This is a genomic window from Buchnera aphidicola (Cinara cf. splendens/pseudotsugae 3390) (assembly GCF_900698845.1).
GTDB lineage: Bacteria > Pseudomonadota > Gammaproteobacteria > Enterobacterales > Enterobacteriaceae > Buchnera_F > Buchnera_F aphidicola_AM.
In genome coordinates this window covers 138,513-160,273 of record NZ_LR217692.1, presented here as the reverse complement: position 1 = coordinate 160,273, position 21,761 = coordinate 138,513, and the positions used below count along the sequence as shown (strand labels likewise).

At 23.7% G+C, this 21,761-nt stretch carries 15 protein-coding genes and 1 other RNA gene; 9 read left to right on the top strand and 7 right to left on the bottom strand.

Annotated features, from left to right (window positions below):
• Positions 1-232: 232 nt before the first annotated feature.
• Complete coding sequence (gene secA / locus BUCISPPS3390_RS00695) at positions 233-2,824, bottom strand: preprotein translocase subunit SecA (RefSeq protein ID WP_154060749.1); 2,592 nt, start codon at positions 2,822-2,824, stop codon at positions 233-235.
• 571 nt (positions 2,825-3,395) lie between these two features.
• A complete protein-coding gene (truA, locus tag BUCISPPS3390_RS00690) occupies positions 3,396-4,208 on the bottom strand; it encodes a tRNA pseudouridine(38-40) synthase TruA (protein ID WP_154060748.1) in 813 nt (270 codons plus the stop codon).
• Positions 4,209-4,930: 722 nt separating this feature from the next.
• Here truA and pcnB point away from each other — a divergent pair.
• The 4 genes from pcnB to thrC all read left to right on the top strand — a co-directional run bounded on the left by pcnB (position 4,931) and on the right by thrC (position 11,340).
• On the top strand, positions 4,931-6,157 hold the full coding sequence (pcnB, locus tag BUCISPPS3390_RS00685; protein WP_154060747.1) for a polynucleotide adenylyltransferase PcnB: 1,227 nt from the start codon (positions 4,931-4,933) through the stop codon (positions 6,155-6,157).
• A 483-nt stretch (positions 6,158-6,640) separates the two neighbouring features.
• Positions 6,641-9,094, top strand: a complete 2,454-nt coding sequence (thrA, locus tag BUCISPPS3390_RS00680) for a bifunctional aspartate kinase/homoserine dehydrogenase I (RefSeq protein WP_154060746.1) — start codon at positions 6,641-6,643, stop codon at positions 9,092-9,094.
• An 18-nt stretch (positions 9,095-9,112) separates the two neighbouring features.
• On the top strand, positions 9,113-10,051 hold the full coding sequence (gene thrB, locus BUCISPPS3390_RS00675; RefSeq protein ID WP_154060745.1) for a homoserine kinase: 939 nt from the start codon (positions 9,113-9,115) through the stop codon (positions 10,049-10,051).
• Positions 10,048-11,340 carry a threonine synthase gene (gene thrC, locus BUCISPPS3390_RS00670; RefSeq protein ID WP_154060744.1) on the top strand — a complete coding sequence of 431 codons (1,293 nt, stop codon included), beginning with the start codon at positions 10,048-10,050 and terminating at the stop codon, positions 11,338-11,340. Before thrB ends, thrC begins: the two co-directional genes overlap by 4 nt.
• Positions 11,341-11,432: 92 nt before the next feature.
• Here thrC and ychF read toward each other — a convergent pair whose 3' ends face one another.
• Both ychF and pth read right to left on the bottom strand, forming a co-directional pair.
• Positions 11,433-12,521, bottom strand: a complete 1,089-nt coding sequence (gene ychF, locus BUCISPPS3390_RS00665; protein ID WP_154060743.1) for a redox-regulated ATPase YchF — start codon at positions 12,519-12,521, stop codon at positions 11,433-11,435.
• A 68-nt stretch (positions 12,522-12,589) separates the two neighbouring features.
• Complete coding sequence (gene pth / locus BUCISPPS3390_RS00660; RefSeq protein ID WP_154060742.1) at positions 12,590-13,171, bottom strand: aminoacyl-tRNA hydrolase; 582 nt, start codon at positions 13,169-13,171, stop codon at positions 12,590-12,592.
• Positions 13,172-13,799: 628 nt separating this feature from the next.
• Between pth and rnt the strand changes: the two genes are divergently transcribed.
• A complete protein-coding gene (gene rnt / locus BUCISPPS3390_RS00655; RefSeq protein ID WP_154060741.1) occupies positions 13,800-14,474 on the top strand; it encodes a ribonuclease T in 675 nt (224 codons plus the stop codon).
• Positions 14,475-14,491: 17 nt separating this feature from the next.
• Here rnt and grxD read toward each other — a convergent pair whose 3' ends face one another.
• The gene (grxD, locus tag BUCISPPS3390_RS00650) at positions 14,492-14,833 is read right to left on the bottom strand and encodes a Grx4 family monothiol glutaredoxin (RefSeq protein ID WP_269471941.1); all 342 of its coding nucleotides are present in this window, start codon (positions 14,831-14,833) and stop codon (positions 14,492-14,494) included.
• Between the two features lie 233 nt (positions 14,834-15,066).
• Between grxD and ssrA the strand changes: the two genes are divergently transcribed.
• Together ssrA and grpE are read left to right on the top strand one after the other, a co-directional pair.
• Positions 15,067-15,437, top strand: a transfer-messenger RNA (tmRNA) gene (gene ssrA, locus BUCISPPS3390_RS00645).
• 452 nt (positions 15,438-15,889) lie between these two features.
• Positions 15,890-16,414: a nucleotide exchange factor GrpE gene (grpE, locus tag BUCISPPS3390_RS00640; RefSeq protein WP_154060739.1), complete on the top strand. Its 525-nt coding sequence runs from the start codon at positions 15,890-15,892 to the stop codon at positions 16,412-16,414.
• Positions 16,415-16,455: 41 nt separating this feature from the next.
• Here the strand turns inward: grpE and ung are convergent, their stop codons facing one another.
• Positions 16,456-17,067 (bottom strand): uracil-DNA glycosylase, encoded by a 612-nt coding sequence (gene ung / locus BUCISPPS3390_RS00635; RefSeq protein ID WP_154060738.1) that lies wholly within the window; start codon positions 17,065-17,067, stop codon positions 16,456-16,458.
• A 222-nt stretch (positions 17,068-17,289) separates the two neighbouring features.
• Here ung and BUCISPPS3390_RS00630 point away from each other — a divergent pair, with 222 nt between their 5' ends.
• Both BUCISPPS3390_RS00630 and gyrA read left to right on the top strand, forming a co-directional pair.
• Complete coding sequence (locus tag BUCISPPS3390_RS00630) at positions 17,290-17,892, top strand: peroxiredoxin (RefSeq protein ID WP_154060737.1); 603 nt, start codon at positions 17,290-17,292, stop codon at positions 17,890-17,892.
• 297 nt (positions 17,893-18,189) lie between these two features.
• Positions 18,190-20,688, top strand: a complete 2,499-nt coding sequence (gene gyrA, locus BUCISPPS3390_RS00625; RefSeq protein ID WP_154060736.1) for a DNA gyrase subunit A — start codon at positions 18,190-18,192, stop codon at positions 20,686-20,688.
• Positions 20,689-20,765: 77 nt separating this feature from the next.
• Here gyrA and pta read toward each other — a convergent pair whose 3' ends face one another.
• On the bottom strand, positions 20,766-21,752 hold the full coding sequence (pta, locus tag BUCISPPS3390_RS00620; RefSeq protein ID WP_154060735.1) for a phosphate acetyltransferase: 987 nt from the start codon (positions 21,750-21,752) through the stop codon (positions 20,766-20,768).
• Positions 21,753-21,761: the final 9 nt, after the last annotated feature.

Sequence of the window (21,761 nt, the reverse complement as noted above, 5' to 3'; positions counted from 1 at the left end):
ACAATTATCAGCATAAAATACATAAATATAAAATATTTTAAAAAACAAAAACATCTAAATTTAAAAAATAAAAATTTTTATTTTTATTTATAAATTATATGTTTGTTTAAATACATTAAATACTTTTATACATATATTATCAAAAAAATTACTGAAAATAATAATAATACAAAAAAAGTGCACACATGTATAGTATAAATAAAATAATTATAACGTATAAATTTTCATATAATCAGGTTATTTTAATAGATTTCATAATTAATAAATGAAATTCATTATAATCTTTACAACCAATCACATGCATATATATATTTTTTTTTTGTTCAAAATCTACATAAAAAATATTCACTAAACTTTTTATTACATTATTTTTTATTGATTCTAACATTGACTGAAACATAAAAAATGATTCTCTTTTATATTCTTGTTGAGGATCTTGTTGTGCATACCCTCGTAAATGAATACTTTGTCTCAAAAAATCTACCGAGTTTAAATGTTCTACCCAAAAAATATCTAGTATTTGTAGCATTACTGATTTTTCAATCATGTTAGAACATTTTTTAGATACTAAAGAAGTATTTTTACTATAACTAAACTGTATTGTAGTTACAATTAAATCAATTAATCTATCTACATTATCATATAATGTAGTATCGTGTTCTAAAAATTTATTAATTGATTTAATAAAATAAAAATTATTTTTTAACTCCTTTTCTAAGGCTATAAAACTATCTTGATTAACCGTATTTCCAGAAATATATTGTTTAATACAAAATTTGATTCTATCTTTTAAGATATTCAAAATATGATCGTGAATATTTGACGTATTAATTAATTTATTTCTTTCTTGATATATAACTTCACGTTGTTCATTAATAACGTTATCATACTCTAATAATTGTTTTCTTGTATCAAAATTTTGATTTTCTACTTTTTTCTGAGCTCTTTCAATTGCAGAATTTAACCAAGGATGTTCAATAGATTGTCCTTTTTTCATGCCAATAGTTTTAATAAAACTAATAATATTGTCAGAAGCAAATAAACGAATCAAATTGTCGTCTAGTGATAAATAAAATCTTGATGAACCTGGATCTCCCTGTCTACCAGATCGTCCTCTTAATTGATTGTCTATCCTTCTCGAATCATGCCTTTCAGTTCCAATAATATGTAAACCTCCAGATTTAAGAACTAAATTATTTTTTTTCTTCCAAGATTCCTGCAATACATTATTTTTATTTACAATATGGTTTTTTTTTCTTATTTCACATTGCATTCCTCCTAAAACAATATCAGTACCTCGACCAGCCATGTTAGTTGCAATAGTAACAGCTTGTGGTTCTCCAGCACGAGATATGATTACTGCTTCTTTAGAATGCATTTTAGCATTTAAAACATTATGTTGAATATTAATTTTTTTTAATATTTTAGAAATTTTTTCAGATTTTTCGATGGAAACAGTACCTACTAATACGGGTTGTTTACGTTTTACGCAATTCTGTATGTCCGATATAATTGCGTTAATTTTATCAGATTCAGACAGGTATATTAAATCAGACATATCATTACGAATCATAGGTTTATTAGTAGGAATAACGACAGTGTCCAGGCTATAAATCGAATTAAATTCACACGCTTCTGTTGCAGCAGTACCCGTCATACCTGATAATTTAGAATATAATCGAAAATAATTCTGTAATGTAATGGATGCTAAAGTTTGATTATCATGATGTATCACTACTTTTTCTTTTGCTTCTACTGCTTGGTGTAGCCCATCAGACCATCTTCTCCCGGACATAATTCTTCCTGTATGTTCGTCTACAATAATTATCTTATTGTTTTGTACAAGGTAATCTACATTTTTTAAAAAAATATAATGTGCTTTTAAAGCTAAAAGAATGTGATGGATAAAAAAAATATTTTTAGATAAATATAATGATTCTGATTCAGGCAAAAGATTATGTTTCACTAATAACTTCTCAATTTTAATCAATCCCGTTTCAGTTAAATGAATTTGACGTTGCTTATAATCTATATAAAAATCACCTATTTTGCAAATTTCATTGTAATTTTTTTTATTTTTAGGAATTAAAAAAGGAACTAAAGAATTTATTTTTTTATATAAATAATCACTGTTTTCTATAGGGCCAGAAATTACAAGAGGTGTACGAGCTTCATCAATTAGAATGGAATCAACTTCATCAACTAAAGCAAAATACAGTTTTCTTTGTACTTTTTGTTTATTACAAAAAACCATATTATCTCGTAAATAGTCAAAACCATATTCATGATTAGTACCATACGTAATATCTGCTAAATACGCTATTTTTTTATCTTCTTGTGACATACCAGAAACATTAATTCCAACACTTAACCCTAAGAATTCAAACAAAACACGATTTTTATTTGCATCTCTATTCGCAAGATAATCATTCATTGTAACAATATGAACACCAAGACCTAATAAAGCATTTAAATACGCCGGTAAAGTAGCAGTTAATGTTTTTCCTTCACCTGTACGCATTTCAGCAATACTTTTTCTATGTAAAATAATTCCTCCCAAAATCTGTACATCAAAATGACGCATTCCAAAAACTCGTTTACTAGCTTCGCGAATTACGGAAAAAGCTTCTGGAAGTAAAGAATCAAGAGTATCTCCATATTTTAATCGTAATTTAAATTCATCTGTTTTTTTTCTTAAATCATAATCTTTCAGTTGTAGTAAATCTTTTTCTAGAATATTAATTTTAACTACAAGTTCATTTAAACTTTTTAAAACACGTTCATTGCGACTTAAAAAAAAATTATTAATTATTTTACCTAACATACATAAATCTCATTTTCTCTAAAACTACAAGTAAAAAATCTTATACAGTTTAATAAATATTTAATAAAAATATTAGTTCATAAAATATTATAAAATTAAAAATATAGTATATGAATATTATTATGTAACATATTTTATTATGTTAAAATTTGATAAACATAAATAAATATATTTATTCACTATTTATATAAACAAAATTGTTTAATTTATAATCAAACACAATGTACTATCAGTGTTTTATAAATTCAAGAAAATCAATTTAAACAAAAAAAATTATGTATTAATACGCATAAAAATAATATTTATAAATTTACATGTATATTATTATTGATAAAATAAAAAAAATATTAATAAAAATTTTCATGAAAAATAAACAATAAAATTTAATGTTTTCCATAATATCATATATATAAAATATATGGATATAAACAATAAAAAGTTTTTTACAAATATAAATTTTTTTAATCAATTAACTTTGTCAAAATAGTATATACAATTTAAGTACTGTTAATAACAATAAAATGTAATATTTAAATATTAAAACACTGTAATTAATAAAAATATTACATTATTAATAACGCTTATTTAAAAGGTGTTGAAATAAACCTTCATATTTATACATATAAAGATTATTGGGTATTAAATAATGATCTGGATATGTAGCAGACAAAAAATATAATCCAGAAGAAGAAACAGTAGAATAAATTTTATTTATATTTTTATTAGTTAAAATCCTTTTGATCCAAAAAATGTTACGCTTTGATAAACCTACTTTAATTAAAGATCCAACAATATTTCTAACCATATGATATAAAAAAGAATTAGCAGTAATATCAATAATTATAAAATCATGCACCCGATATATTACTAAAGAAGTTATATTTTTATATGGAGAAAAAGATTGGCAACCACTACTCTTAAAGGCGGTAAAATCATGTAAACCTAACAAACACCTAGAACTAATCTGCATATTTTTAACATCTAAAGAATTTTTTACACAAAAATAATATTTAGTTAAAAAACTTGATCGCGTATTACGATTTAAAATTATATAACGATATGATCGTGATAATGCTGAAAACCTAGAATGAAAATCAAGCTTAATCTCTTGCAACCACAACACAGTAATATTATGCGGTAATAATGCATTTACACCCTTTAACCAAACAGAAGTACTTCGAATAACAGAAGTACTAAAATGAGCAATTTGCATCATAGCATGCACTCCTTTATCCGTTCTACCAGCACAAAATACATTTATTTTACAATTAGCTATTTTAGATAAAGCTTGTTCTATACATCCCTGTATAGTCGATACTGATTTTTGTTTTTGCCAACCAAAATACATACTCCCATCATATTCCACCCCCAATGCAAAATTCATTTATTTTTCCCAATCACACTATTTAGTTTTTGTTGATAAATAAAAAGCGATTACATATTGAATATATTTCGTATACGTCAATTTATAAAAATATTATTCACAAAAATTATTATACTCTATATAAAATACTTTATTCCATTAAATTTTTACAGACAAAAATATATTCTGTGAAATATACAAAAATAATATTTATTATATATCAATAAAAATAAATATTAATAAAGTATGTAATTTATAAAAATATCTTATATATAAAATTACTGCGATTATTAAAGTAATATAATTACATTAAATATATATAAAATGTCAATATAGTTATATACAAAAGAATGATTATTTATACATTCATGAGTAAAATCCTGATACCTATGCGCAAAAATATAACGCAATTAGCAAATCTTGTTAATAATGAATTTTAAAATCTAAAAATTTTATAAATCACAAATTAAACATTATGTGTATAAATATACTCTATGTTAATATATTATTAATATTAACTTTATAAAAATATTTTTATTAAGTATGTATTGAATAAGATTAACTATATATATTTTTATACATAAAGATGATATTAAAAAATTTTATAGTTCATAAAAATATATTTTATGTATATCTTATTTAAATATATAAAATATAAAAAACAAAATTTTTTTAATGTATCATTAATACTATCAATTTAAAAAAAACTATATATAAACGTAAAATAACGTCGATATTAAAATATGAAGCTAATTATAAAAAAGAATAACAATATATCTCAAAGAAAAATTAGTAAAAATTCTATAAAAGTATTGTATAGATTAAGTAAATCAGGATACGAAGCGTATTTAGTGGGCGGTGGAGTCCGAGATTTATTGTTAGGCAAAAAGCCTAAAGATTTTGATATTGCTACTAACGCAAAACCTAACGAAATTAGAAAACTATTCAAAAACTGTCGATTAATAGGACGTCGCTTTATTATTGCGCATTTAATATTTAAAAGTGAAATTATTGAAGTATCAACATTCAGAACGAAAAACAACAATACTGATAAAAAAAAACCATATCCTAATATGAAAAAATCTACTAGCGGAATGTTATTAGTTGATAATACTTTTGGAAAAATTGAAGAAGATGTATATAGAAGAGATTTGACTATTAATGCATTGTATTATAATATTCAAGATTTTAGTATTCGAGATTACGTTGGTGGAATTAAAGATATAAAAATGAAAATAATCAGACTTATAGGTGATGCTGAAACTCGTTATAGAGAAGATCCAGTAAGAATGTTGAGAGTAATTCGTTTTTCTGTACAATTACACATGCATATTGATAGAGAAACTGAAGCACCAATAGTTAAATTATCAGCACTATTAAAACACATTCCTCGAGCTCGCTTGTTTAATGAATCTATCAAATTATTTTGTTTAGGTTATGGTTATTTAACATACATGCGATTAAAAAAATATTCTTTAATTTATCCATTACTACCTTTTTTATTAAATAAATTTAGTAAAAAAAACACAAAATTTTTACAAAATATCATTATTGCATGTTTAAAAAAAGTAGATTCTTATTCTTCACACCACTCTATACGCTGTCCTTCTTTTTTATTTGCATCACTACTTTGGTACCCATTAAGGGAAAAAATACAAATATTATTAATTAAAAAAAACATAAAATATTTAAAAGCATATTCTGTTTCTGTTCATTATATTTTAAAAAAATATTCATTGTTATTGGGAATTCCAAAAAATATCCTTATAAATATTGAAAAAATATGGAATTTACAAACAGAAATAGAAAAAAAAAAAAACCATGAAACCAAAGAAACCAAGAAAAATAATATTTTTTTTCAAGCTCTAGAACTTATTTCGCTTCGCTCTAGAATAGAAAACAAAATCGAATTAAAAAAAACTTTATTTCTATGGAACAAAAAAAACATTTTCTTTAAAAAAAAATATTAATGTGTATCACGTATTATATAAAAAAAACTATTCAATAAAATTCACGAAAACATAATATATATATTAATCTTCATTAAAAAATTCTATCAATTAATCAATTAGTATTACATATTTTAATTTAAAAATAAAAAATTCTAAAATAGAAAAATTCTCATATTTTAACATAATCAAAAAAATATTTAATATAAAGATTCTTTCGTTTGTAATATTTTTAATAAATTAATTTTTAAAAAGCAAAAAAACAAAAAATATGATACAATTTATTAATTACCTCATAATAAATTTTATGTGACTATTAACAGTATATATATAAAAGTAATAAAAATATTTATATTCTAAATTTTTCATATCATTCATAATAATACAATCAAAATACTACTATCAATATAACAATATTTATTACAATTAAAATTTATACATATAGTAAAACACTATTTTAAATAAATCAAACTTAAATAATGATTTTTACACGAGATTATATTTATGAAAACGTTAAAATTTGGAGGTACATCTCTTGCAAATGCAAAAAAATTCATACAAGTATCTTCAATTATTATTAATCAAACAAAAATCAATCAAATATCAGTGGTATTATCCGCACCGGCTACTATAACTAATCATCTAGAAAAAATCATTAAAAAATGTATTCGTGATAATAATATTCCTATTAAAGAATTAATTACTTTAAAAAGATTTTTTTTAAACTTGACAAAAAATATATATATAATTAATAAAAAATATCCTAAAAATAACATTCAAAAAAAAATAGAGATACAGTACCAAAAACTAAAAAAATTATTATCCTCAATAAAACTACTTAAAAAATGTCCAGATAAAATTTACGCTCAAATAATAAGTATGGGCGAAATATTATCCGTAAAAATAATGAAAGAATTACTAATTTCATATGAATATCAAGTTTTAATAATTAATCCTGTAAAACTAATACTAGCTACATCTAATTATCTTAGCGCTATTGCTGACATACGTGAATCTAAAAAAAATTTCAAAAACTTAAATATAACTAAAAAAAAAATTATTCTTATGCCAGGTTTTATTGCTGGTAATAAATTCCAAGAATTAGTAATCTTAGGAAGAAATGGATCTGATTATTCCGCTACTATATTATCTATATGTACTAATTCTCATACTTGTGAAATTTGGACAGATGTAAACGGAATATATACAAGCGATCCTAATATTATATCTACAGCTAAATTTATATCAGAAATCACATATCAAGAAGCATTAGAATTATCTTATTTTGGCGCTAAAATCATTCATCCGGCTTCAGTAAAACCATTACAAACTCATAACATTCCATGCATTATTAAAAATACCAATAAACCTAATTTTCCAGGTACTCTATTAACCACAGAAAATAATAAAAATATTGATGTAATTAAAGGAATTACATATTTAAAAAAAATAGTTTTAGTTAAAATAATCAATATAAAAGAATTAAATAAGGAAAAATTTTTAAAAAAAATATTCGAATATCTGTCTAAAAAAAATATTATTACATATTTATTAAACCAATCATTATCAAATAATACAATTAGTTTTTATATACAAGATCATCCATTACTAAATATAAAAATAAAATTAAAAAAAATACTTGGTATAAAAACAAAAAATAAATTACCTACAACAATTTTATGCGTCAAAAAACTTAGTATCATTTCTATTATTGGCTATAACGTAAAAAAACATAATATTAATATTTTAAAAAAAATATGTTTAGTAATTAATAGTTTTAAAAATAAAATACTAGAAATATCACATAATACTTCTAATATTTCGTTGTCTATCGTTTTATATGATAAAAATATCATTAATATCACAAAAAAAATTCATGATTTAATTCTTTATAAAACTATTCCCGTAAATATTTTTTTGATTGGTATAGGTGGAGTTGGATTAAAATTACTAGATATTATTTTAATGCAAGAAAAAAAATTAAAAAAAAATTTTATTCAATTAAATGTTAATGTAATTGCAAATTCTACTACCTATATAAAAAATAAAACAAAAATTAATTTAAATAAATGGAAAAAAAAATTTGAAAAATCTAAAAAATTATTTTTCTTGGAAAAAATTTTAAATTTGGCAAAAAAAAATGGATATTTACATCCAATTTTAATAGATTGTACTGCTAGTCAAGATATTGCTGAAAAATATAATATAATTATGAAAAAAGGATTTCATATAATTACAGCTAATAAAAAATCCAATTCATCACTCTTTTCTGATTACAAATCAATTCGTAAAACAGCTCATACATATAATAAAAAATTTTTTTATGAAACACATGTAGGTGCTGGATTACCTATACTTAATAATTTAAAAAACTTAGTACAATCTGGAGATCAATTAATTAAATTTCAAGGTATTTTATCAGGTTCCATGTCATACATATTTGGAAAATTAGATGGTAATAGTACCTTATCAGATGCTATCAAAAAAGCACAAAAATTAGGATTTACAGAACCAAATCCTCAAGACGATCTTTCTGGAATAGATGTAGCTAGAAAATTATTAATTATAGCAAGAGAATTTGGGTATCAATTAGAATTATCTAATATTACTATAGAAAAAATATTACCTGATTCTTTTAATAAACTAAAAAATAAAAAAGAATTTTTTTCACAAATAAAACAATTAAATAATATATTTATTCAAAAAGTTAATAAAGCAAAAAGTAAAAAAAAAGTATTGCGTTTTATAGGTACAATAAAAAAAAACGGATCATGCAGTATAAAAATTAAATCTGTAGACAATAAAAATCCATTGTACTACGTTAAAAATGGAGAAAATATATTTGTTTTTTATACAAAATATTATAAACCCATTCCTTTAATACTACGCGGTTACGGAGCTGGAAATAAAGTAACAGCATCAGGTATTTTTTCTGATTTATTACGTGTTATATTATAACATTACGAGTTTACGATAATGATAAAAATTTATGCTCCCGCTTCCATTGGTAATGTTGGTGTTGGTTTTGATATTTTAGGAGCAGCTATTACACCCATAGATGGAACTTTATTAGGAGATTGTATATCAATACAATCATCAGATACATTTCAATTAAAGTGTCACGGATCTTTTTCCGATAATTTACCTACGGACATAAAAAAAAATATTACTTGGAAAGCATGGCGTTGGTTTAATAACTATACCAATAAAAAAATACCAATATCAATTAAATTAGAAAAAAATATGCCTATAGGATCTGGACTAGGTTCTAGCGCTTCTTCTATAGTAGCTAGTGTTCTTGCGTTTAACCAGTTTTATAAAACACAACTCACAAAAACAGAATTAATTAAATTAATGGGTTCTTTAGAAGGAGATATTTCTGGGGGTATTCACTATGATAACGTTGCTCCATGTTATTTAGGAGGATTACAATTAATCACAGGCGATAAAAATTATGTTACACAAAAACTCCCTATTTTTAAAAATTGGCTATGGATAATTGCATGGCCTGGTATAACATTATCTACTTCAGTCGCCAGAAATATTCTTCCTTTACATTATAAAAAAGATATATGTATACAAAATAGTCGAAATTTATCTACATTTATACACGCATTACACACAAAACAATCCGAACTAGCTATTCGTTTTATGAAAGATACTTTAGCAGAACCTTATAGAATTCCATTAATACCAAAATTTTTACATATAAAAAGATCCATAATGAAATTAGGAGCATTAACATGTAACATTTCAGGTTCTGGACCTACATTATTTTCAATATGTTTAAATATTTCTATTGCAAATAAAGTAAAAAAATGGTTAGAAAAAAACTTTCTCACTAATAATAAGGGATTTGTTTATATTTGTAAAATTGATCAATTAGGTGCAAGAAAAATGAGATTGCAACAATGAAACTATATAATTTGAAAGATCATACAGAAGAGGTAAATTTTTTAAATGCTATTCAATCTGGTTTAGGAAAGAAACAAGGATTATTTTTTCCAAAATATTTGCCAAAATTTAATTCTCAAGATTTAAAGAAGTTAATAAAAATGGATTTTATTACGCGTAGTACGCATATACTATCTCACTTTATATCTGATGAAATATCATTGCCTGATTTAAAAAAACAAATTAAATCTGCTTTTTCTTTTACTCCACCAATTATTGTGCCGGTTACCAAAAATATTTCTTGCCTAGAATTGTTTCATGGACCAACTTTAGCGTTTAAAGATTTTGGAGCAAGGTTTATGGCAAATATGTTATCATATTGGAAAAATAAAAATTCTAGTATGACTATACTAACTGCAACCTCAGGTGATACGGGAGCTGCAGTTGCACATGCTTTTTATTGTATGAATAATATTCGTGTTGTAATACTGTACCCTAAAGGAAGAATTAGTGTACTACAAGAAAAACTATTTTGTACGTTAGGAAAAAACATACACACTATCGCAATTGACGGAAGTTTTGATGATTGTCAATATTTAGTAAAGCAATCATTTAACGACAAAAAATTAAAAGAAAAGATTGGTTTAAATTCCGCTAATTCTATTAATATTAGTAGATTACTAGCTCAAATTTGTTATTATTTTGAAGCTTTTGCATTAATACCGTCTAAACATCATAATGATGTTGTAATATCTGTACCGTGCGGTAATTTTGGTAATTTAACCGCTGGATTAATCGCGAAATCATTAGGATTACCTATAAAATCCTTTATTGCTGCTACTAACGCAAATGATACAGTACCTCGTTTTTTAAATAATGGTGTATGGAAACCTAATAATACTATCTCCACAATTTCTAATGCTATGGATATCAGTGAACCTAATAACTGGCCAAGAGTAGAAGAATTATTTAGAAGAAAAAATTGGAATTTACATACTCTAAAATCTGAGAGTATATCTGATAAAAAAAACATCAAAACTCTTCAAGAACTATATAAAATAGGATATATATCTGAACCTCATGCAGCTATAGCATACAAAGTACTAGTCAAAAATATGAAAAAAACAGATTTTGGATTATTTTTAGGAACTGCTCATCCGTCTAAATTTCAAGATACAGTTGAATCAATATTAAACATTAAATTAAAATTACCCTATTCTTTAAAATCTCGAGTAAATTTAAAAAATTTTTCACATCACATGAAACCAGATTTTTTGAAATTAAAAAATTTTTTACTAACAAAAATTTAATAAATCTTATAATTTAGAGAGGAAAACTAGAATCCCTCTCTAAATTACAATTGATTCAAAATTAATATTTATTACTAACTAAATTATATAATTTATATATTGAATAAAAAATTTATAATATCTCCATCTTGAACTATATATTTTTTTCCTTCACTACGCATTTTACCTAATTGCTTAATTTTAATTAAATTACAATACCTAACAAAATCAACATATGAAATGACTTGAGCTCTAATAAAACCTTTAGAAAAATCAGTATGAATTATCTTAGCAGCTTGAATAGCGGTTTTTTCTGCTTTAAATATCCATGATTTCACTTCTTTTGGTCCAGCAGTAAAAAAAGTTTTTAAAAATAAAGAGTTACATAAATGCCTAATAAACTTATTAAAATCTACATCAAAAAAAAACAAATGATTTTTTTGAATAGATAAAACATCATAATGATTATTATTTATACTATATTTATGACCTAGTACCACAGGAATGACAGTAGATAAATTAACATTTTTATCTTTATATAATTCATTAATATCAATATTACAACACATATCTTTTGTCATATTAAAAATATAAATCATAGGTTTTAACGTTAAAAATTGATATTGTTGTAAGATTTTTAATTCTTCTTCTAAAAAAACTAAGTCTTTCAAAAAAAAACCAGATTGTAATTGAGATATACATCGTTTTATTAAGTTAAGAAAAATAGAATGATATACATCATTCACATTTTTTTGAATAGATTTTTTTTTAAAAATTTTTTCACATAAATCAAGATCAGATAACAATAACTCCGTATTAATAATATTAATATCACGTAGTGGATTTACATTATTGTATATATGAGTTATTTTATTGTTTATAAAACAACGAACAATATGCAAGATGGCATCGCATTCTCTAATTTTTTTTAAAAATTTATTTCCTAAACCTTCTCCTTTAGAAGCACCTTTTACTAATCCAGCAATATCAATTAAAGTAATACAGCTATGTATAATATTTTTAGTTGACACACAAACAGCTATTTTTTTCAACCTATTATCGGGAATAGAAACTATCCCTATATTAGGTTCAATAGTACAAAAAGGGAAATTTTTTGATGGAATATTTAATCTTGTTATCGTATTAAATAAAGCAGATTTTCCTACATTAGGCAATCCTACAATACCACATTTATATACCACAATAATTTATACCTATTCAGTTTAACATCAAATTTACAGAAAAAATAATCAACAATCACAACAAAACATTATTGATTGATAATAATTTTTTTATTTTTCAAAAAATTTTTTTTATATATATTATCTTTAGTTAATAAAATAAATTCCAAAATTGCTTTTTTAATTGTATTACCTTCTAATTTTTCAGGTGCTTTTAACACAAATGTTGATACATTCTTTTTTTTTATCGGACGACCAATTCCAATACATAATTGCATAAAATCATTTTTCATGGGAAAATGATTGATAATACTTTTAACACCATTATGACCATTATGACCTTTTCCAAACTTTATTTTTACTATTCCAGGAAATAAATCTAATTCATCTCGTACTATTAAAATATCGGATAAATCAATTTTATAAAAAGATGAAACAGAATAAACCGAAATACCTGAAACATTCATAAATACATGTGGTCGCAATAAATAAATTACATGATTATTTACTGTAACATTCGCAATATATCCTAAAAAACTTTTTTTGAATTTAAATGAAATTTTATGAAAATCAGATAACATATTAATGAACCAATAACCTACATTATGTCGTGTATTATAATATTGATTTAGCGGATTTCCAAGACCGACAATCATTTTTATCGTTTTCAAAATACCTTCTTTTAAATTAAATATAATTAAATTATGATACATATTTTACAAAATTACTAATGAAACCATCCTATGCTTATATCTTATATACCTATAATATATATATTTTGTACTTATATATTAGGTAGTTAAACTTTATATGTTTGCATATTATATATTATTTTTTTTATAAAAAACTATACACAAATGTTATTAAACGATCACACTACATATATACAATATTTTTTTATAAATTATAAAAAAAGTATATATCTTCAAAAGTATTTTTAAAAAAATATTCTAAAAATAAATTTTTATATATTTTTAAAATAAAGATTTCTCTTTATTTTAAAAATCAGTATATTTATTGAATATATTTAATAATACATTTAATAATATATCCTAATACAAAGAAATTTTATTTTTTAAACAATCACATTATCATACATATTATTAACCATTAACAAAAATAATGTTTTAAAAAAATATGTTCATTAAAAATGATTTTTTAAAAAAAGTATAATAAAAAAAACAATCGTTATTTTTATTTAAATATATTGAGTTATTTGAACAAGATGATTATAATTTTATATCATTAAATACATAAAGATAAATTAAAATTATACTAAATAATGAAACTGAGATACATATGTCTATAAAACAAAATTTACGATTTATGATAAAAAATCGATTTAGAGGATTCTATCCCGTTGTTATAGATATAGAAAGTGCAGGATTTCATGCAAAAACAGATGCTTTGTTAGAAATTGCAATTGTAACTTTAAAAATGAATACACTGGGATGGCTACAAATAGATGATACCTTACATTTTCACATTAAACCTTTTAAAGGATCAATTATACAAGCAGAATCAGTTGCCTTTAATAAAATAGATCCTTTTAATCCTCTTAGAGGGGCTGTTAGTGAAAAAAGCGCATTAGCGAGTATTTTTAAACTAGTAAAAAAGAAAATAAGCTTGAATTGTTGTAAGAAAGGAATACTAGTTGCTCATAATGCTAACTTTGACCATAACTTTTTAATGGCAGCAGCCAAAAGAATAGGAGTTATCAAAAATCCTTTTCATCCATTTACTACATTTGATACAGCGGCACTTAGCGGTTTAATTTTTGGACAAACAGTGTTAGCGAAAGCTTGTCAAATGGCTGGTATTCCTTTTGATACAACTCAAGCACATTCTGCTCTATACGATACCATACAAACAGCACACTTATTTTGCGAATTAGTAAATCGATGGAAAAGACTTGGAGGTTGGCCTCCAAATACATCTCATCGAAAAAAACAAGATGAGATGTTTAATGCATAATTTATATAATCCTAAATCTAAGACTGTGATTTATCCAATTGAGTATTATTTTGACAATTTTGAATTAAATTTAATAGTTCTCCGTTATTTAATAATTCTAACATGATGTCACATCCACCTATCAAACGCTCTTTAATCCATAATTGAGGAAAGGTTGGCCATTTTGAATATTTTGGTAAAGCTAAACGAATATCTGTATCTTTTAAAATATCAACATAAAAAAAATTTGAAGTACAAGAAGATAAAGCTTGAACAGCTCGAGCAGAAAAACCACAACTAGGATGTTCAGGAGAACCTTTCATATAAAGAACAATAATATTTTTTTTTAATTGCTTTTTTATTTTTCTAATAGCATCTATCATATTAATATCACTCATAAAGTTAATAAAATAATATATAATTCATAAATTTTTTATTTGATAAATACAATAACAAAAATTATTGTATTTCTAATAAAAATTACACTCATGGTACTATAAAGATCAATATAAAAAAATGCTTTTTGAACAATTTTAGAAAAAATAAATAATAATATTTGTATATATAAATATTGTCTAAATCCAATATATCTATTATAATATAATTTATATATGGGGCTGTTATGGATTTGACAGAATATACAAAAATTGTTGCAGCATGTCGAGGATTGGTTTGCCTCGTTAAAAAACCAATTTTATTAAATGCAAAACAAAAAAACTACGCTTTAGCAGCTTAAAAAACTAGATAAAGCCCTTTCTCGCTGATCTATTTTCTTCTCTTTATTAGGTAAGTTATATATTAGAAAGGTTATATAAAAAGAGACATTCTTATATTGTTAATCTTAAAACAATAAGATTGTATTTTATTAAGATAAAAAATAAAATTTTGTTTATTAAGTTTTATTTTAAAAAATTAAATAAACTAAACATGTAGAACAATAATATTAGTTATTTTGGACGCGGGTTCAAATCCCGCCAGCTCCAAAAATTTTTAAACATTTCAGATAAACATCTAATTAAATAATTTACAAAAAAATTAATAAAATAATTATTTTCATATAAAACGTGTATTCATAAATATAATAAAAACAATAATTATATTTCTTATTAAAAAAAAATACATAAACCATACTAACATAAGAATATTTTGTTTGTTATAAATTTTAAAATATTTCACTATAAGAACAATTAGTATAAAATACTGATACACACATTATAGTAATAGATAGATATAATCTAAAAAGTACTTCTTTACTATATTAAAACGATATACATATTTTATTTATAAAACATTTAATATAAATTATATATATAAAAATATGTTATTAAATGTTAAAAATGTATTTTAATTATTTACACTAAAAATTATTTACATAAATTCATTTACTAAATAATTTCAATAAACATATTAATTACTATAAATATAATCGAAAAATCATGAAAGAAAAAAAAACCATTAAAAATAAAATTTCTCCACAAAAAAAAGAAAAAACAAACAAAATAGACGAGCTATATAAAATTGAACAAAAAATTTTTTGTATAAAACAAGAAAAAAAAAATGTAAAGTTAAGACACTTCGCTGACATAGATAATGCGACAAAAAAAAATATACAAGAAGTAAAATTAATTAAAAAAAATCAGTTTAAAGGTTTTATAAAAAATATATCATCTATTATCAACCAAATTGACAATTTAGTAAAAATATCTAAAAAATCTATTTCCATACCAAAAACAGTAGTTGAAGGAATACGGTTAACACACAATATATTAGAAAAAAATCTAAAAACATGGCACATAAAAAAAATCAATCAAGTTAATATACCATTCAATCCAAATATACATATTTTAGAAAAAAACAAAAAAACAGACACAAATACTGATAACATAAAAATCAAAAAAATAAAAAAAAACGGATATACATTTAAAAATCATGTAATCAAAAAAGCTGTGGTTGTTATATAATTTAACGTATAAATATCAATGTATATTAACATAATTTAAAATTATGTATCTCTAAACCAATTAATTGGTTTTTTATTTTGTTGCATTAAAATTGTATTTATTTTTAAAAAGTGTTTGCATCCAAAAAAACCTCGATGACATGAAAGAGGAGATGGATGCGACGATCGTAGTATAAAATGTATATCTTTATTTATCAAATGATATTTTTGACTTGATAAAGAACCCCATAGTACGAATATTATACCTACATGAATATCACTAATAAACTTAATAACTTGATTAGTAAATATTTCCCAACCTAATCCTTTATGAGATCCTGGTAAACTATCCGAAACAGTTAATATAGAATTTAATAAAAATACACCTTGTCGTGACCAAGATTTTAAACATCCATTTGTACGAATTTTAAATTGTGGAAAATTATGCTGTAATTCTATAAATATATTTTTTAATGAAGCAGGGAGCGATGTACATTTAGAGACTGAAAAAGACAAACCATTTGCTTGTCCAAATCGACAATATGGATCTTGACCTATAATTACTACTTTAATTTCTGATATTGGTGTTAATAAAAAAGCATTAAAAATATCTTTTTTAGGAGGATAAACTCTTGTATTCTTTTGTATATTTTGTAAAGTATTCCATAAATGTATAAAATATTTTTTTTTTTTTCTCTAAAAAAAAAATTTGACCATAAATAATTAGATGAAATAACCATGAAGTACACCAATATTATAAAATAATAAAAAATATGCCGTTTGTTTAAAAATAATTTTTTAAAATAATATGAAAAAATAAAAATTATGATATAGTATATCATAATTTTATTGTATAAACTTCATCATATACATATTTTGATATCAGAGGGAAGAAAAATGATTTTAGTATCTAAAAAAGCTCCTAATTTTATTGCATCAGCAGTATTACCTAATGGTGAGATCGTGAATGATTTTAATTTATATGAATATAGTTCTGGAAAAATAACAGTATTATTTTTTTGGCCTATGGATTTTACATTTGTATGTCCTTCAGAGTTAATAGCATTTAATAATTTATATTCTGAGTTTAATAATAGAAATGTACGCATTATAGGAGTATCTATAGATTCAGTATATGTACATAATGCATGGAGAAACATAAAACCTAATAAAGGAGGTATTGGAGCAATAAAATTTCCTATGGTGTCCGACATTACTAAAAATATACAAAAATATTATGGAGTTGAACACCCAGAATTAACGGTTGCTTTACGAGCTTCATTTATAATCGATCAAGATGGTATTGTTCGTCATCAATCTATTAATGACTTACCAATAGGTAGAAATATCTTAGAGATTATCAGAATAATTGATGCTTTCACATTTTATAAAAAACACGGAAAAGTATGTCCTGCTAATTGGAGTAAAGAAAAAGATGCTATGCGAGCAACTCCAGAAGGAGTAAAAAAATATCTATCAAAAAATTTTAAAAAAATATAATTCATCTAATAAAAATAATATATTTCTATCAATTTTTATAAAAACATTGATAGAATTGATATGTATTAATACATATCTACATTAAAATTATTGTTAAATAAACAAATATAGCAATAAATATACTATATAATACCATTTTTAAATTACAGTATTTTTATACTAATAATAATATTGTTGATAATACGTTCAATTTGTAAAATAATATTCTTATTTCATTTTTTGTATTCATTTAATAAAAAAAAATCATCATTTTAGTTAAAATATATTAAAAATAAATTATATCATAGAGATGAGAAAATGAATAATATTGCAAAAGAAATCAAAAAGGTCAATATTGAAGAAGAATTGCAAAAATCTTATCTTGATTATGCTATGTCTGTAATTATTGGACGAGCTTTACCAGATGTAAGAGATGGACTAAAACCCGTACACAGAAGAATATTATTTGCCATGAATATATTGCATAATAAATGGAATACACCCTACAAAAAATCAGCAAGAATAGTAGGTGATGTAATAGGTAAATATCATCCACACGGAGATTCTGCAGTATACGATGCAATTGTACGCATGGCTCAACAATTTTCTTTAAGATATCCATTAATCGATGGACAAGGAAATTTTGGATCCATTGATGGAGATTCTGCAGCAGCCATGAGATACACAGAAATCCGTATGTCTAAAATTGCTCATGAGATGTTAAACGATTTAGAAAAAAATACAGTTAATTTCGTTTTAAATTATGACGGAACAGAAAAAATACCGGAAATTTTACCCACAAAAATTCCTAATTTATTAATTAACGGATCTTCAGGTATTGCTGTAGGTATGGCCACTAACATTCCGCCACATAACCTTCAAGAAGTAATAAATGGTTGCATTGCATACCTCAAAAATCCATTTATTTCTTTAAAAAAATTAATGAAATACATTCCCGGTCCTGATTTTCCAACAGCTGGAATTATTCACGGAAAAAATGGTATTCAAGAAGCTTATCGCACAGGAAAAGGAAAAATATCTATTAGATCAAAACATTCAATAGAATATAGCGAAAAAAATAAAAAAGAGTCTTTAATAATTTACGAATTACCATATCAAGTTAATAAATCTAAATTAATTGAAAAAATTGCTTTATTAGTAAAAGAAAAAAAAATTCTTGGAATTTCTGCTATTCGTGATGAATCAGACAAAGATGGAATGAGAATTGTAATAGAAATCAAAAAAGATTTTATTGCCAAAGTAGTGCTACATCAATTATACACATTAACATCATTACAAACATCTTTTGGAATAAATATGGTTGCTTTATCTTCTGGTCAACCTAAAACAATGGGACTAAAAAAAATACTGAAAGAGTTTATAAGACATAGAAAAAAAATTATTACTAGAAAGTGCTTGTTTAAATTAAATAAATACACAAAAAAAATCCATGTATTAGAAGGATTTTACATTGCTTTGAATAATATCGATAAAATTATTGAAGTAATAAAAATAGCTCGTAATAGTAAAAATGCTAGGAAAAATCTAGAAAAAATAAAATGGAAAAAAAACACTACTATACATGTACACCGTAATATATGCAATAATGCAATAACTTTTAATTTTAGCAAAAAACAAACACAAGCTATTTTAAATATTAAGCTAAATAAACTTACTACATTAGAAACAAATAATATTTATCAAAAATACAAAAGTCTATTAAAAAAAAAATCAATATTAAAAAAAATCCTATCTAGTTCTAATCAATTAAAAAAAATAATAAAACAAGAACTATTAAAAATAAAAAATCAGTTTTCTGATTTACGCAGAACAAAAATTATAAAAAAAACCTCTGAAATAAACATGGAAGATATGATAATACAAGAAAGTGTTGTAGTAACGTTATCACATTCTGGATACGTAAAGTATCAACCAATTTCAGACTACAACGCTCAAAAAAGAGGAGGAAAAGGAAAATCTGCTGCAAAAACTACTGATGAAGACTATATAGAGAATTTATTAGTAGCTAATTCTCATGATACTATCTTATGTTTTTCTAGTAGAGGACTACTGTACTGGATGAAAGTATATCAATTACCTGAAACTAGTAGACATGCTCGAGGAAGACCTATTATTAATTTACTACCGTTAACACAGAAAGAAAGAATAACAACAATTTTACCTATTTCAGAGTATAAATCATCAATAAATATTTTTATGGCTACTGCTCTAGGTTTTGTAAAAAAAACATCATTAGATCAGTTTAAAAAACCTAGAAACTCTGGAATAATAGCAATTAATTTACGAAAAAATGATGAATTAATCGGTGTTTCTTTAACGAATGGTAAAAATAACATACTACTATTTACTTCTAAAGGAAAAGTCGTTCGCTTTTCTGAAACAAAAATTAGAAAAATGGGCCGTACTGCTGCAGGTATAAAAGGTATAAAAATCATTAAAAACGATCGAGTTGTGTCATTATTAGTTCCTAAAACAAAAGATGATATCCTAATTGTAACGGAAAATGGATATGGAAAAAGAACTAAAATCAATCATTTTCCTGTTAAATCAAGGGCTACTAAAGGTGTTATTTCTATTCGTGTAACCCCAAAAAACGGAGTTGTTATAGGAGCTATACAAGTTGATAATTATAATCAAATCATGATGATCACAAATGCAGGGACTCTTGTTAGAACCAGAGTGTCTGAAATTGCAACTTTACAAAGAAATACCCAGGGAGTTATTTTGATTAGAACTGCAAAAAAAGAAAAAGTAGTAGGGTTACAAAAACTATCCTATACTCCTTTAATATCATAAAATTACTACTTAAAAAAAATAATTATAGTAATTTTACGAATTAAGTATAAAAATATACCCTTATTTTTTTGAAAATATCAAAAAGACTGAATAACAGTCATAGCAGTAGTATATACAATATCCTGAACAGTTGCTCCTCGAGATAAATCATTTACAGGTTTTCGTAAACCTTGTAAAATTGGTCCAATTGATATAATCCCAGAAGATTGTTGAACAGCTTTGTATGTAATGTTTCCAGAATTTAAATCAGGAAATATTAAAACAGTAGCTCGACCAGCTACTGAAGAATCAGGAAATTTTTTCTGTGCTATTTCAGACGAAACAGCAGTATCATATTGCATAGGTCCGTCAATTAATAAATCTGGCTGAATATTCTTTACTATACTGATTGCTTGTCTAATCCTATCCACAGATTTTCCTGAACCTGAAGTATCAGTAGAATATGATAACATTGCTATTTTTGGAAATATTCCAACAGATCTCGCTGTATTAGCAGATTGAATTGCTATTTTTGCTAATACATTTTCATCTGGATATTTATTAATAGCACAGTCTCCATATACTAAAACTTTATTTGAAAAAAGCATCAAAAAAACTGATGATACAAATGAATTTTTATGATTATTTTGTATTAACTGAAAAGTTGGTCGTACAATATCAGCCGTAGAATGTGTTATTCCTGCTACAACACCATCTACGTCACTATTATGTAACATCATTAATGATAATATTATATTATTACATAATAAATTAGAAGCTTGTTCTACATTGCATATATCTTTATTTTTTCTCAAATGAAATAAATTCAGCACGTAATCTTTTCGAATTTCATCAGGATCAATAATTTTAATATTTTTATTTAAAAAAAAATTATTTTTTGTAGCAAAATTATTAATATAGTCATAATTTCCTAACAAAATGCATTTCGAAATATTTAATTGACTACATATAGAAGCCGCTTCAATAATTTTTATATCATTACCTTCAGGAAAAACAATTTTTCTAACCTTAGAGCTAGCTTTTTTTTGTAGAAATAATTTAAATTTCTCTATATAATTTTTCATAAATATATT